The sequence below is a fragment of the Vibrio sp. 10N.261.55.F4 genome (assembly GCF_041470465.1).
GTDB lineage: Bacteria > Pseudomonadota > Gammaproteobacteria > Enterobacterales > Vibrionaceae > Vibrio > Vibrio crassostreae_C.
In genome coordinates, this window is record NZ_JBFRMM010000041.1 from 20,586 (window position 1) to 35,248 (window position 14,663).

The 14,663-nt window shown below is 43.3% G+C and carries 10 protein-coding genes; 2 read left to right on the forward strand and 8 right to left on the reverse strand.

The genetic code is table 11. From position 1 onward, the window contains the following. Nucleotides 1-212: 212 nt before the first annotated feature. Nucleotides 213-1,388 (reverse strand): MFS transporter, encoded by a 1,176-nt coding sequence (locus tag AB4249_RS18755; RefSeq protein ID WP_017061890.1) that lies wholly within the window; start codon nucleotides 1,386-1,388, stop codon nucleotides 213-215. Between the two features lie 235 nt (nucleotides 1,389-1,623). Between AB4249_RS18755 and AB4249_RS18760 the strand changes: the two genes are divergently transcribed. Next, nucleotides 1,624-2,514: a LysR family transcriptional regulator gene (locus tag AB4249_RS18760; RefSeq protein WP_372104383.1), complete on the forward strand. Its 891-nt coding sequence runs from the start codon at nucleotides 1,624-1,626 to the stop codon at nucleotides 2,512-2,514. A gap of 94 nt (nucleotides 2,515-2,608) precedes the next feature. Here AB4249_RS18760 and AB4249_RS18765 read toward each other — a convergent pair whose 3' ends face one another. The 6 genes from AB4249_RS18765 to AB4249_RS18790 all read right to left on the reverse strand — a co-directional run bounded on the left by AB4249_RS18765 (nucleotide 2,609) and on the right by AB4249_RS18790 (nucleotide 12,610). Further along, nucleotides 2,609-7,576 carry an ATP-binding protein gene (locus tag AB4249_RS18765; RefSeq protein ID WP_372104386.1) on the reverse strand — a complete coding sequence of 1,656 codons (4,968 nt, stop codon included), beginning with the start codon at nucleotides 7,574-7,576 and terminating at the stop codon, nucleotides 2,609-2,611. Continuing rightward, a complete protein-coding gene (locus AB4249_RS18770) occupies nucleotides 7,569-8,594 on the reverse strand; it encodes an HD-GYP domain-containing protein (RefSeq protein ID WP_372100316.1) in 1,026 nt (341 codons plus the stop codon). The genes AB4249_RS18765 and AB4249_RS18770 overlap by 8 nt, the downstream gene beginning before the upstream one ends. Nucleotides 8,595-8,903: 309 nt before the next feature. Next, complete coding sequence (locus tag AB4249_RS18775) at nucleotides 8,904-9,668, reverse strand: ABC transporter ATP-binding protein (protein ID WP_102257601.1); 765 nt, start codon at nucleotides 9,666-9,668, stop codon at nucleotides 8,904-8,906. Nucleotides 9,669-9,680: 12 nt separating this feature from the next. Further along, nucleotides 9,681-10,631, reverse strand: coding sequence for an iron chelate uptake ABC transporter family permease subunit (locus tag AB4249_RS18780; RefSeq protein WP_372104389.1), 951 nt, complete (start codon nucleotides 10,629-10,631; stop codon nucleotides 9,681-9,683). Further along, the gene (locus AB4249_RS18785; protein WP_017061896.1) at nucleotides 10,624-11,577 is read right to left on the reverse strand and encodes an ABC transporter permease; all 954 of its coding nucleotides are present in this window, start codon (nucleotides 11,575-11,577) and stop codon (nucleotides 10,624-10,626) included. Before AB4249_RS18785 ends, AB4249_RS18780 begins: the two co-directional genes overlap by 8 nt. A 100-nt stretch (nucleotides 11,578-11,677) precedes the next feature. After that, nucleotides 11,678-12,610 carry a siderophore ABC transporter substrate-binding protein gene (locus tag AB4249_RS18790; protein ID WP_017066720.1) on the reverse strand — a complete coding sequence of 311 codons (933 nt, stop codon included), beginning with the start codon at nucleotides 12,608-12,610 and terminating at the stop codon, nucleotides 11,678-11,680. A gap of 928 nt (nucleotides 12,611-13,538) precedes the next feature. Between AB4249_RS18790 and AB4249_RS18795 the strand changes: the two genes are divergently transcribed. Next, on the forward strand, nucleotides 13,539-13,748 hold the full coding sequence (locus AB4249_RS18795) for a hypothetical protein (protein WP_004731601.1): 210 nt from the start codon (nucleotides 13,539-13,541) through the stop codon (nucleotides 13,746-13,748). Between the two features lie 229 nt (nucleotides 13,749-13,977). On the opposite strand, the gene AB4249_RS18800 is transcribed toward AB4249_RS18795, so the two are convergent. Then, entirely contained in the window at nucleotides 13,978-14,571 is a 594-nt protein-coding gene (locus AB4249_RS18800; protein WP_017064416.1) for a hypothetical protein, read from the reverse strand. Nucleotides 14,572-14,663: the final 92 nt, after the last annotated feature.

The following is a 14,663-nucleotide window of genomic DNA, read 5'->3' on the forward strand; positions in this document are numbered from 1 at the left end:
TCATCGCAGGCTCTGTCATGCGTATTTACAACACAAGCTTAAGTACTGTTGTCACAGGATATAAGCCAAGACAGCAGTTTTAAGAAAACGTTATTATTTAAGCCGTAAGCAAAGGCCCTACCGATTTGGTAGGGCTTTTTATTGGTCGCAGTTCGAGATACTAGGGTTTTAATCACAGTAACAAATTTACTGAACCACCATTCGATGAGCCATTACACAGGCTGCTTTTGAATACGCGATTTACGAGCACTGAATGCGAACAGCAAGATAACAGCTAACACGAATGGTAATACGTAGATATTGAGGTTCTGCCACCCTGCTGTCGATTCTAGCCAGCCAGAGAGCATGGCGGTAATCGTCACACAGCCAAAGACAATAAATTCATTAAACGCTTGTGCCTTAGCTTTATTCTGCGATTGGTAGGACTGACTAAACAAACCTGTTGCCGCGATAAACATAAAGTTCCAACCGACACCAAGCACAACTAGAGCCGCTCTGAAGTGCCAGATAGATTCGCCATGAATGTTAATCGCGATGCAGACGACGAACAGAACCCCGCCTGCCAAGATCATCATTCTTGAGCCAAACTTCTCGATAAGTGAACCAGTAAAGAATGCAGGAACAAACATCCCCAATACGTGCCACTCAATGACGCCCGCTGCTTTGGTAAAATCAAAGCCACAACCAATCATTGCCAATGGCGTTGCTGTCATCAGGATATTCATCACCGCATAAGCGACCATGGCAGCAAACACTGCGCCAATAAAGTTAGGCGCTTTTACTATCACACTGAGAGGATCGGATTTAGGTGCCTGACTATTAAAAGAGACTTTTGGAAACTGAATTGTTTGTAAGATGAGTAACGCAAGAATGTTCAATCCAATCAAAGAAGCAAAAGCACCAATGTACAAGCCATCTTGCGACCACTGTTGCGACATAATCGCCAAATTTGGTCCTAATACCGCGGCTAAAACGCCACCAGCCATCGAGATAGAGATCGCTCGGTGACGGGCATTTTCATCACACACCTCGATTGCAGCAAAACGATAAAGCGTGCCAAAACCTATGCCTATCCCAAGTAAGAACGTAGCGAAACAAAACAAATAGAAATGTTGTTGAGACAGTGCGTAGGTGGCAAGACTAGCTCCTGTAATGCCAACCACATTACCAATGCTAAATCCTCGCTTTCTCCCTAACTTGCCTGAAATTAAAGATGCTGGAATAGTGGCTGCCATTAAACCCAAAAACTGCAGTGCAACCGGCAAGGTGATCATGCTGACACTGGGTGCAATCTGCTTACCGATCAAACCAATCACAGAGATCAGTAATATGTTACCCGTCATCAACAAGGCCTGACAAAGTGAGAGCAGCCAAACATTTCTATTCATCTTCGTTCCTAAATATGAGCACAGTTGGTCAATAGACCAAAAATTCAACAAAGTCGCAACACTTTGTTACTCATAGCAACTCTACAAAGCGACCAATAGACCAATAGACCAATATAGAGTGCTACCACCACATGACTTTGATTAGCGTTACTTAAGACGCTAGAGTTGAAATTATCATTACTTAAGATAATAATAATTTTCTGTTATTTATAGGCTTTAGTATTTGAAGGTGAGTATGATTAATCCACTTTGGCTCAATACGTTTAAGACTCTGGTTGAAGTTGGCCATTTCACCCAAACGGCAGAAAAGTTGTATATGACACAACCTGGAGTCAGCCAACACATCAAGAAGCTTGAACAAGCTTGTAATTGTGACCTGCTATCTCGAGAAAACAAGAGCTTCGAACTGACCGAACAGGGTCGGATTATGTATCGCTATGCGATCAAACTAGAGAAAGACCAAGAAGATCTTTTTGAGTCTCTGAGTTTTGATAACCCTTATGCTGGGCAATGTCACTTGTCTTGCTCTGGCTCACTCTCTTTGCGTCTGTATCCAAAGCTTCTTGAACTTCAACAGCAACACCAAGAGCTCAGCATTAACTTAGAAGCCGCTCCAAACAAAAAGATATTGAATGACCTAAGCGAAGGCACTACCGATATCGGCATTGTTAGGCATTCCCCGAACGACAGCTACTACCAAAGCCAAGTCATCGGCAAAGAAGCACTGTGTCTTATTGTTCACCACAGCCTTGCTGATTTAGAGATAACGCCGCAAGTATTGAATGACATTGGCCTGATTGCCCACCCAGATTCTGCACATTATCTTTCTTTGTATTTCGACCTTTGCGGAGATAAAGACTTAGCGAACATCAACGTTAATGAGATACCAAGATCTGGCTACATCAATCAGCTTCACCAGATCTTGCTACCCGTATCAAAAGGATTAGGTTTTACCGTGTTACCGGCTGGCGCGGTTGAACACTTCCCAGAAAGAGACAAGTTGCACGTTGTGCCACCCAAAGTAGAGGTTGAGGAAATACTGTATCTGGTTCAAAAACGAAACCGAAAACTGCCGCACCGATACGATACGGTTGTTGAGCTAATCAAACAGAACGTGAGTCGTTAGTTCGGTATAGATAGATTTAAAGCCTTTAGCTAGCGCGTTATTTCGCTGTAAGAGCTAAAGGCTTTAATGTTGAAGTGATATTTATAAAAGACAACTACTCAGAAGCGCCAAGCCCCTCTTTGGCTCGTTCAAAGTCATAATTATCTAACGCACTTTGAACATCTTTAAGAACAACAGAATGTGGATACTGTGCCAGTAACTCAGTCACATATTGAGTTGCATCGTTATCATACGCATCCAGCAGTGATAGCAACTGAGCATGCTGTTCTGACGTGATGCTCGGTGAGTCAGAGGTATCAGCAAGACTCACATCGGCTACTTCAGAACTTGTCGTATTAGATCCTTTGGCACCAGGCACATCAAAGCTGATCTCAACTGCTTTAATCAGTTCAATTAACCCAAGCTCACCTTGTTTAAGATCCTCTTCATCACACGCCTTGTTATGCGCTTTGCTTTCTAAATCACTGAGTAACTCTGCCAATCGCAACCCACCAATCGAAGCTGCCATGCTTTTTAAGGTATGTAGATTACGCTCTAACGTCTCCCATTCGCCTTGTACTAAGCTATCAAAAGCATCCGACATCATGTCTGGTGATCCTTTGCAGAACCTATCCAGCATTTTGGCTTGCAGTTTCACATCATGATAAGTCAGTTGCTCAAACCTCGACTGAGAGAAAACAGGCGGTTTTATGTGAGTATCAGAGTGTAATTCCGCACTCTCATCAGAATCACCTGTCTGTATCGCATCTGAATGCGTTCTACCTTCAACTAATACCTCAGGAACAATGTATCGAGTAATCAGAGACATCGCTTTATCAATAACAATAGGCTTGTCTAAGAAGTCCGTGACACCCGCTTCCCTCGCTCGTTGTTTCGCATCAGCAAAAACATTGGCTGACATTGCAATAATCGGTACATCTATATCGAATTCACGAATCAAACGGGTAGCTTCAAAGCCGTCCATAATCGGCATTTGAAGATCCATGAAGATTATTTCGTAGTCGTTGTTTTTAGCTAACTCCAGCGCTTCCTTTCCGTTTTCAGCAAGATCGGCATTTAATTTAGAGCGACTGAAAAATGCTAAGGCTAGATCTTGGTTCAGCTCATTGTCTTCAACCAATAACACTCTTTGGCCTTTGAACTCTATCTGGTAATCCAGTTGCAGTTCTTGGGCTTTGAAGTCGGCTAACGCATCCGAGCTTGATCGTGGCAATGTCAGTACAAAGGAGAACTCACTGCCTTGCCCGTAAACACTCTCCACCGTAATTTGACTGCCCATCGCATGCACTAATTTCTGGCTAATGTTGAGTCCAAGCCCTGTACCGCCAAACCGACGTGTCGTTGTGGTATCCGCTTGGCTAAAGGCTTCAAACAGCTTGTGACGGTTCCCATCCGAGATGCCTATCCCGGTATCCATCACACTCACCTTCATGGTTAGACTGCTATCGTTCGAGTCAACATGCTCCACCGTTAACGCTACGCTGCCTTTTTCCGTAAACTTAATCGCGTTACCCACAAGGTTGAGTATGACTTGGAACAACCTCAATGGATCGCCTTGCAATGGCGTGTCTAACTCAGAGTCTATGACCATCGACAAATTGAGCTGCTTCTCAGCCGCTTTCGACTCCATCAGCTCAATCACATCTTTAAAGGTCGTTACGGGATCAAACGGGACGTTATCAATAACAAGTTGTCCAGCTTCTATCTTTGAGAAATCAAGGATGTCATTGATGATACCGAGTAACGAATGGCCAGAACGGTGCACTTTCTCAATATAATTTCGAGCGACAGGATTAGATATTTCGCCAATCGCCAGATAAGACAAGCCAATAATGGCGTTCATTGGGGTTCTTATCTCATGGCTCATATTGGCTAAGAATTCCGATTTAGCTTGGCTCGCCAAATCGGCTCTCTGTTTCTCTTCTTCCAATTGTTCGTTAAGGCGCTTCATTTCTGAAATATCGAATGCCCAAAATAGTGTGGCGACTTCACCATCAATCTCAAAAAGATAGTAACTGACCAAAGCAACAAATCGGGTTCCATCAGACTTTCTGAGTACCAACTCCCTATTTTCAACTTTACCGTTAAGGTCGAGCTCTTTATGCACGCCATCACGAACGCTCAGCGAGTCATGGATAGCAGCGACGTCGATAGAAGACAACGCCTGATTATCCACGCCAAACAAACGTTTCGCCGTATCATTCGCGTAACGAACCTCTTCTTCAAATACCACGCTGGCTGCAATTGGAGAGCTATTTAGCATGTTGTAGAGTTGGTTCTGCGCCTTTTCCAGAGCTTCGGTCGCTTCCTTAGCAATACTGATCTGCTTCGCTAATTTACGATTCCAGAAAATAATAAGAAGAAGGATCACCAGAGAAAAAACCGAAATGGTGTAAACCAATTGATAATCAACTCTTTCTATCGCTTTGGGTGCAGCCCATTTTGCAGAGATCTTCTGGTGTTCTTCAGCTGAGATACTGCCTATCGCTTTGTTCACAATAGACAACAGCAAAGGTTCAGATTTGATGACATGCAGAGTTGGCGACAGGAAGAAGTCTAATCGACCGATGATGCCAATTCCTCGATAGCCAAATGAGTCGATTAAGTAATTTAAGACGTCAACGGTATCAATCATCGCATCAAACTCACCCGATTCGACGAGCTCTAATCCATCATTAGTCGATGACACCATCGACCAATTGATCTCAGGGTAACTATCCACAATAGCTTCTGTGTTGGCTCCCCCTTCTAAAATACCTATTTTCCAACCTGCAGCTTCTTCTAAGACAAGGCTGTTCACATCTCGTCTTGAGGCAATAGCCAAACGACTAGAAAATAACGGCTTACCCGCCTTCACGCCCTCGCCAAGCGAACGATTCTCCACAGCGGCCGACACAAGGTGCACTTTTCTATGGTCAACGAGTCGTCGAGTCTCCTGCCAACTGCCGACATCAACATGTTCCAAGCGTAAACCTGTTTTCTGCTCGATCAGCTTTAGGTAATCATCGATCATGCCGATGTATTCCCCTTTGCTCGATACGGCTTCATAAGGCAAAGAGTTAGGATCAATACCGATTTTCAATACTGGATGAGATTTTATCCACTGACGTTCATTTTGACTAAGATTAAGAAGTTCACCGGCTAAACTGTTCGATTGATAAACATCTGAAATATAACGTTTTGCACCATCTCCGAATGAATCAAACTGCTCAATGGCAGGGAAATAAACATAACTTCCTTCCACGGAATCCACATCGAAATAGAACGTCATAAACCCAGCATTGGTGCTGCCCGTCTGCGTTTTATAGCCAACGCCTTTCGTTACGGATGACAATTTAGAGGTGTTTTTCTTGTCCAATGATGGCGTTGATACATCTCCTAGGAACCAAGATTCAAGCGGTCGCTTATTATTATCAGCCAGTGTCGAAATAACCATGAAAGTATTATCTGCATCAAATATGTCAAAAATCTTAGGCAATTCGTCAAAGCGATCATTAACAATAAAGTACGCTGAGATTTGAGCAATAATATCGGCCTTCTTCAGAACCGGAGTCAGGTCGTTCTTAATTTGTCTTCTAAGAATTGGCTCAAACTCCCCGTCTTCCCTTTTCAGGTTTGCCAATGCGGCATTGAAGCGGTCTCTTAGCTCAGCCCCCCTGAAATCCACGTAGATGGGATAACTGACTTTATAATCTTCATGGATCTGAATCTCGCGCATTTCAATAAACCGGGTATTGGTGACAAACCAGGTTAATACGCGCCTTTCTACCATCAGGAGATCAACATTTTGAGCTCTCAGTTGGGAAAACGCCGACTCTAAGCTGTCGAGATCATCTATCCGATCAATGCTCAATTGGCTTTCCAACACTTCTACGGAGTTTTTAATCGGCGATGTTTCATCGAACAACAATGCACCTAAGGACAAATTTTTTGCCGACTTCAAATCCAGCTTACGCCTCTTTAATGACACTGGCACAAAATCAACATCCATCACCTTGTCACTGACAAAGTGCAATGAAGAGTCATCAAGTTGAACGCCAGAAACAAATGATATTGAGTTGTTGTTATCGATAGCTTGACGAGCTGCAGTACGAGGCAAAGTGACAACGTCACCCAATCGATACCCCATATCGTTCAATGCCCTTTGCATAATGTCATGCTCTAAGCCAACAGAAGTACTGTCTGGATACATGTAAGGCGGGTTGCCGAATCCAAATACACCTTTAATGGGAGAGCGATAAGGCGAGTCATCTAACCATTTAGATAAAATGCGGTTCTTTTTACTGATATCAAACGTTGCAATCTGTTGATTCAATAAGTTAAGCAGCTCATTGTCGTTTGAACGAATAACCATGGCTGCTTTGATGTTCTTCCAGCGATCAAGTACATGGTTGACCGCTAAATTCTCGACTCCGCTTTTATGAGCAAGATCCATGGTGGTTACAGGTTCAGCCAGTAAGCCATCAACCGACCCATCTTCTAATGCACGAATAGCATCAATGGCCGTATCGAATTCAACTCTCTCAATCGAACTAAGCTGCACGCCAGATCGCTTTAGGTCGATGCTTTCTCGAACCATGGCAATTCGCCTTTTGGCCTCTTGCTCTATTTTATTATTGAGATGATCTTCGGTAGGAAGAATGACGGCAATTTGGTACGAGATATAAGGATCAGTTTGAAGGAAACGTCCTCCTTCGCTGGGATCAAACTGTTGAAACGGAAACACATCGCCTTTCCCGTCTAACAAAGCTTGCTTTGCTTCAGCATGAGAATCTACGCTGATGAAGTTGGTTTTTACGTTGAAACGCTCTTCAAGATCGTAAGCCCAATCTCGAATAATCCCGTCGACTTTTCCGTCATCACCAATAAATGAGTAAGGATAATGACTGGATAGTGTAACAAACGTGATTTCACGATCAGGATCTTGCCATAGGTTTGGTTGTTGATCCGGAGCAGCCTCAGCGTTAACGCTAGCGGCACGAACAACGAATACAACAAACAAAATTATGGCGATGACATAACGCTTACCCCACTTACCCCACATCTGCCAGAGGTCACTCATCTTTGAACTTCTCTTTAATCTCTAGAATCTCTGGCAATTTAATGAAAAACAGATCAACGATAGTCGGGTCAAAATGCTTACCTTTCTGCTCAGTGATTAAAGCCAAAGCATCTTCGACACTCCAAGCTTTTTTATAAGGGCGTTCTGCCGTTAGAGCATCAAACACATCAGCCACAGCAGCAATTCTTCCAACCAATGGGATACCTTCACCAGCTATCTGGTTTGGATAACCACTGCCATCCCATTTTTCGTGATGATATTGCGCCACCTGAATAGCCATACGCATCAGTTTGGAATCACTCTGCCTACCAAGTATATCAACACCATATTCGACATGCTTTTGCATAATTGTCCACTCGTCGGCGTCCAATTTACCCGGCTTGAGTAATACGCTATCAGGAATACCGATCTTGCCAATATCATGCATTGGTGCTGCATCACGCAACGTCTCGGCATCTTCGTCAGTCATTCCCAAGGCTTTAGCTAGCACTTCACAGTAGTGACTCATACGCTTAACGTGCATGCCTGTTTCATTGTCTTTAAATTCAGCAGCTCTACCCAGTATGTTCAGTGTTTCTAGCTTACCGAGATTGATCTCTTGAGTTTTCTCTTTTACCTGACTAAACAACGCGCGTTGTTGGTCATAAAGTGCGATATGCGTTTTCACACGCTGGAGTGCAATTGCAGGGGTTATCGGCTTGGTTAGGTAATCGACAGCCCCCAAGGAGAGCCCTTTTACTTCGGCTTCTGGACCAATTGTGGCGGTCACGAAAATGATAGGAATGTGAGCCGTATTCGGCTGAGCTTTAAGTTGGCGGCACACCTCGTAACCATCGATGTCAGGCATCATGATATCAAGGAGGATAAGGTCTGGCTGCGGCACCATCTTCGCAATTTTGATACCAATTGTGCCGTTAATCGCTACTTTCACTTGATAAGTATCTTTGAGTATTGCCGTTAACACATCCAAGTTACTTGGGGTGTCATCCACGACTAACACTATGGGTTTCCGACTCATTGATACCTCTTATACAAATCAAACAGTTATAACCCTAGTGTAGAACGGTTTTTAGAGGTTAAGCAGAAAAAAAGCAATTGATTTTCAAAAATGAAGAGTAGATCTGTGAGTGACTTCAAACTGGCGTTATTAGAAGTACGACCAGTCAATATTACGTCAGTTAAGTTATTATTATACAAGGGGAATCACCTTTGCATTGCAACATTTCACTAACAACACAGATACTATCCGAAAACAAAAAGAGCTCCTCATATGGGAGCTCTTTTCGTTCAACGGCTAGAAAGCAAAACAACCGAGTTATTCAGTAATCTAACGACCTGAATAATACATACAGATTCGAACACCATCGAACTCACGAATCTCAAATGGGATCTCGTAAATCGACTCCATCACTGACTTTTCAACCACTTCAGAGACCTTGCCCGACTTAACCACTTGGCCCCTCTTCATCGCGACAATGTTATCTGAGTAACAAGAAGCAAAGTTGATGTCGTGAATCACAATAACCACCGCCTTATTAAACTCATGCGCTAGACGACGTAGCGTCTGCATGATTTCTACAGAGTGTTTAATATCTAGGTTGTTTAGTGGCTCATCCAAGAACACATAATCCGTATCTTGCGCCACAACCATCGCGATAAACGCCATTTGACGCTGACCACCACTCAATTCATCAAGGTATCTGTTTTGGATATCGGTAATGCCAAGGTGCTCTAGCGCTGTATCGACGATCTTATGATCTTCGTCTTTCAAGCGGCCTTGAGAATGTGGGAAACGCCCAAAACAGACCAACTCACGAATCGTAAATCGCATATTGATGTTGTTTGATTGTCTTAACACAGCAAGGTGCTTCGCAAGCTCTTTGGTATCCCATTCAGCCAATAATTTATCGCCAATAACGACCTCGCCCGCATCACTTTCGGTTAAGCGACTCGCCATAGAAAGCAGCGTACTTTTACCCGCACCATTTGGGCCAATGATAGAAGTCACTTCTCCTTTCGGGAACATGGCACTGGCATCATCCACCACAAGTGTCTTGCCATACTTCTTACTTAAACCTGTTAATTTAATCACTACATACTACCTTTACTGAATTCTGGTGCGTAACAACAAGAACATAAAATACAAACCGCCGACCAAGTTAATGATCACGCTCACAGTGGTTTCAAACGCCATTACTTTTTCGATAAACCATTGGCCTGAAACCAATAGAACGACCGCTAACAAACTGCTCGCGATGATAAGCACACGATGTTGATAAGATTTGAATATCTGACGAGCTAAGCTCACGGTGATTAAACCAAAGAACAGCACAGGGCCAACCAAAGCAGTCGATACTGCGACCATCACTGACACAATCACTAAGGTAATCTGAGTCAATCGCTTGGTGTTCACGCCCAAGCTTGTCGCGTTATCAACACCAAGCCAAAGCACATCAAGCTTGGGAGCCAACAACCACAGGCCAAGCAAGCTCAAACCCAGTGGAATAAGGCTGAGGTAAACCAGTTCACCTTTCACGTTATTGAAGCTCGCGAACATCACATTTTGCAGCACGGCAAACTCGTTCGGGTCAATCAACATCGCAAGGAAGTTAGCCAAGCTTGAGAATACGCTGCCGCACACAATACCAATCAACAACAGTGTAAATACGTTGTTTCGCTTGCTCTTGAAGTAAAAATGGAACAGCGCAAACGAGAACAAGATCATCACAGTCACAGACAATGAAAAGTTTGCGATTGAATCAATCACCCAGAAACTGGTACTGCCAAACACAAACAGAAGTACCGTTTGAACCAGCATATACAAGCTATCAAAGCCCAAGATGGATGGGGTTAAAATTCGATTATTAGTAATGGTTTGGAACACCAATGACGATGCAGAAATCGCCACCGCCGCCAACACAATTGACAGTAGTTTAGGTAGTCGTAGAGACAAGAAGAACTCGTAGTTATCCCACGTCAGCCCCTGCCCGATGAATAGCGCTGTCATACCCAAAGACGCGATAGCCAGAATCGCAATTTTTACTGAATCACGCATTCGACTTGTCTCTCATGATTAGGTAAATAAAAATCATGCCACCAAAGATGCTGATTACCATCGAGATTGGAATCTCATAAGGGAAGATGACGATTCGAGCTAGCAGGTCACAAGCCAACACCAAGATCACCCCCCAGTAGGCAGTCCAAGGCAGAATCTTCTTCATGTTATCGCCCATCATCAGCGACACGATATTCGGCACGATAAGGCCAAGGAATGGGATAACACCAACGATCATCACCACAGAGGAGGCACTGATAGCCACTAACGCAACACCAATGAAGACGATCTTCTGATAATTCAAACCGATGTTTTTCGCGAAGCTCTCACCGATGCTCGCCGCACTGAACTGGCTCGCGAAATAGTAAGCCAATACACAAGCAGGCACCGCGAGATAAAGGATTTCATAGCTGCCCTGCAACACGCTCGCAAAGTTCGCCATAGTCCATGCCGACATGGTTTGTACTAAGTCGTACTTATAAGCAATAAAGGTTGTTAGAGACGAAACAACGTTGCCATACATAATGCCAATCAAAGGCACCAATACCGCGTTCTTAAACTTGAGGTGTTGTAGGAAGCGAACCAATAGCATGGTGCCAAACACTGCAAACGCGAAGATAAAGCCTAAGTAGCTCCATTGCGCAGCATTGCCTAGCACTAGAATGCCGACAATGTAACCCAACATCGCACAGTCAATGGTGCCCATCGTCGAAGGCGCGGCAAACTTGTTCTGTACGATTTGCTGCATGATCAAGCCAGAAACACTCAATCCCGCTCCGGCAAGCACGATCGCGAGTAGTCGAGGGATCCGACTAACAATATAAATAGAGTTGGCGTGTTGGTTGCCATTGAAAAAGTCACTAAAACTGATTTCAGCGACTCCAATCATCAATGACGCAACGCATAACACAACAAGAAATACAGCAGCTGCAATGGGTTTCAACATAGAAATAATACTAAAGGTAGGTCTCGGGTAGCCCGTATAAAAAAGTGAAAAAGGGCTTATAAGAACACTCTTATAAGCCCGAAAATCTGATGGTTAGTAACTATTGAATCGTACGTTCAATGTCACTAATCATTCTGTGAATCGCCGTCACACCGCCACCAGCCAGATACCAAGCACTTGAATCAAGGTAAACGATATTGCCGTGCTGCGCTGCAGGTGTTGCCGCAACCAGTGGGTTATCAAACAGTTGTTGAGCGCGACCTTCTGATTTGCCAATCGCTTTTTCGCGGTCAAGCACGTAAAGCACTTCCGGTTTTGCATCAGCAATGTATTCAAAAGAGATTAGGTTGCCGTGTGTTCCTTTGATCGGAGCCACGGTTGCACTCTTTGATTCCACGAAACCAAAGTCATCAAAGATGATTGAGAAACGGCTGCCTTTGTTGAACATCGCAATGTTGTTACCGTTGTTCATTAGCATCATTGCTGAAGTTTCGTCAGACGCTACTTTGTCGTTTACCGCTGTGATAGAAGCTTGAGTCTCTTTAATGATCGCTTCGACTTCAGCTTGCTTACCAAAGATGTCGCCTAGCACACGCCAGTTTTGCTGAGCATCAGCCCAGTACTTGTCGCCTTCAATAGAAAACATGACAGTAGGAGCAATTTGTGCCAGTTTGTCGTAAACCTTAAGCATGCGGTTTTCCGCGATGATGATGTCAGGCTTCAACATGTAGATAGCTTCAAAATCAGGTTCGCTTAAAGAGCCTGTATTTGCCGTCGTATCTTTGTACGAAGCTAGGTAATCAGGCAGCAAGCTATGAGGCGCGCCAACTGGCTGTACACCAATTTTATCGAGCACGTCTAAGCTACCGTGGCCTAGAACCACCACTCGCTGTGGTACTTCAGTAAACTGCGCTGTGCCTTTCACATGCTCAATGGTGACGGTTTCCGCATGCGCGGTCATCATGAATGATGATGCTAGAACGATGGCAAGCCCGCTCAATAACTGGCGAACTGAATTGATTGTTTTCTTCATGTTTCTTCCTTTGCCATTGATACAAACCACCACTCATGACAATGAAAGTCACATTACTCATAGACGAGCATGGGGCGTACACAACTGCTAAATAACGATAATTTAAAGTCTGTCATTGGATTGACAACAAACTTGTAACGCAAGTGAGAACTATTATCAATTATATTTGCACTAAATTGGCGATACAACAACTTTATTATTCAGAAATGTAAAAGTGAGTATTCATATTTTGCGTAGTCAGGAGAGGTATTAGGAATCAGAAATATCAAAAAGACGCGAAGAGGAAAATACTCATCAACCTGAAGAAAAAAAACAGATGGGGAAAGCACCCAAAAACCCTGTAATTACAACGCTGAACCCCAAAATCATGGATTGTAATTTACAATGTAAAGATCATATACAACAGAGACTTAATCATCACCAAATTAGCTGATCAATTAAACCCACTAATGACAACGAATACGAACAGCTGAAAAGCCAAGACTCAGTCAGATATCATGGTCAAATCCCTGACCTTCGCTCATTTAACCTTCAGTAACCGATGGTAAATCACCCAAAAATATTTTTGAATTTAATTGAAATAGGGTTGTAATTTTGAAAACTAGGCGTATAGTTCGCCACCTGGCTCTAATCTATAGAGCTGTTAATGCTAAAGTAAGTCCAAGTTCCACATAGACAGTTCTCGATTCCCTCGTTACACCATCTCTGCGTCAGCTTTCACCCAGATAGTCATTCAATAGCTTTTAAATTCGATCCTACTACCGATCTATCGTCATTTGCTCTTTTGTCAGCGAAGTCAGAATAGATCGAGCACTTAAATACAAATGTAATAAACACAAGGCACAGTTATGTCACGCAGAACAACACGACAAACCCATTGGTACCAACTATCACGCGAAAAAACAGTCAATAAACTAAAAGGTAATAAATGCTCAAGATTAAAATAGATTTACACAAAGAAGAGATTTCATGGGTCACCGAGATTCGACAGCTCAATAGCGATATACTCCACCGCCACATATTGCCCAAGCTACAACATCACAGCTATCTCATCGACTTTGAATTTAATGAACGAGAAAGCATCGGAACTATCGTTTCAGGCAACGGAAACACCCTAGGACATTTCACACTCCTATAGCATTTCCCAAAGGCTACAAAAGAAACACCATCTAGTCCCAAAGATGTAAAAGATGTCACCCTCAATTCGCTCTAGCAGAACAAAATAGAGTAGAAGTAAAACAGATCTGAAACCTAGCCTTTTTGCATTTCACACGCGGCTAACGCTAGCTAGGTTATCGTACTTCTATTGAAACCAACTTATATCAAACTCTGAATCACCATTGAGTCATTATCAGTGCATTCATGGACTAATAAGTTAACGGCATCGACCTTAACTTCTGATCAAGAGTATATAAGTGTTCTGCAGCTTGCATGTGTTGAGGGTAATCACTGAACTTCTCACGATTCTCCTCATTCATCTTACATGTCTCATCCACCAGCATTAACTTCCAATACAGCTTCGTTGTATGCAGCATCGCCAGTAACGGTTTGAACACCTCTTTCTCATAAGCTTGAATCAACTCTTCAATCAACTCGTCACGTTCGTCTTCGCTTGCGATTGAACCTTCGGTTGCCGACAACACTTTTTGATACTTCAGATTTTGTTGCAGCTTATCCATAACCGTTTGGTTATCTTCCGCTAAGTCAACAAGCTTCGACTTAATGATATTTACCCAATTCGCTTGGCTCAGTACTGTGTCATCAACGCTGGTAAAGTCTTCTCGTATTTGTCGTTCAACGTCTTTTTGAGCTTTCTTTAAAACCGCACGCACCTTTTGGAAAGGCAACTGATACTCCTTACTTAGCTCGATAATCAGTTTATGAAAACCACCGTTTGGAAGGTGTAAGTTTTCCTTAAACGTCGCCATTGCAGCTTCTTGCTGTTCGGTAAGGTGAGTCATTCTGTTTCCTATTCTTTATCACTTATGGTGCTGAGCCCGCGATCATACCACTATATAACCTCGTTTTTTCGGTAACTTGATAGGTTATATCT

Excerpts from the sequence above, each read along its gene's own strand:
- AB4249_RS18755 (WP_017061890.1), bottom strand. The coding sequence starts at position 1,388 with ATGAATAGAAATGTTTGGCTGCTCTCACTTTGTCAGGCCTTGTTGATG.
- AB4249_RS18760 (WP_372104383.1), top strand. The coding sequence starts at position 1,624 with ATGATTAATCCACTTTGGCTCAATACGTTTAAGACTCTGGTTGAAGTT.
- AB4249_RS18765 (WP_372104386.1), bottom strand. The coding sequence starts at position 7,576 with ATGAGTGACCTCTGGCAGATGTGGGGTAAGTGGGGTAAGCGTTATGTC.
- AB4249_RS18770 (WP_372100316.1), bottom strand. The coding sequence starts at position 8,594 with ATGAGTCGGAAACCCATAGTGTTAGTCGTGGATGACACCCCAAGTAAC.
- AB4249_RS18780 (WP_372104389.1), bottom strand. The coding sequence starts at position 10,631 with ATGCGTGATTCAGTAAAAATTGCGATTCTGGCTATCGCGTCTTTGGGT.
- AB4249_RS18785 (WP_017061896.1), bottom strand. The coding sequence starts at position 11,577 with ATGTTGAAACCCATTGCAGCTGCTGTATTTCTTGTTGTGTTATGCGTT.
- AB4249_RS18790 (WP_017066720.1), bottom strand. The coding sequence starts at position 12,610 with ATGAAGAAAACAATCAATTCAGTTCGCCAGTTATTGAGCGGGCTTGCC.
- AB4249_RS18795 (WP_004731601.1), top strand. The coding sequence starts at position 13,539 with ATGCTCAAGATTAAAATAGATTTACACAAAGAAGAGATTTCATGGGTC.
- AB4249_RS18800 (WP_017064416.1), bottom strand. The coding sequence starts at position 14,571 with ATGACTCACCTTACCGAACAGCAAGAAGCTGCAATGGCGACGTTTAAG.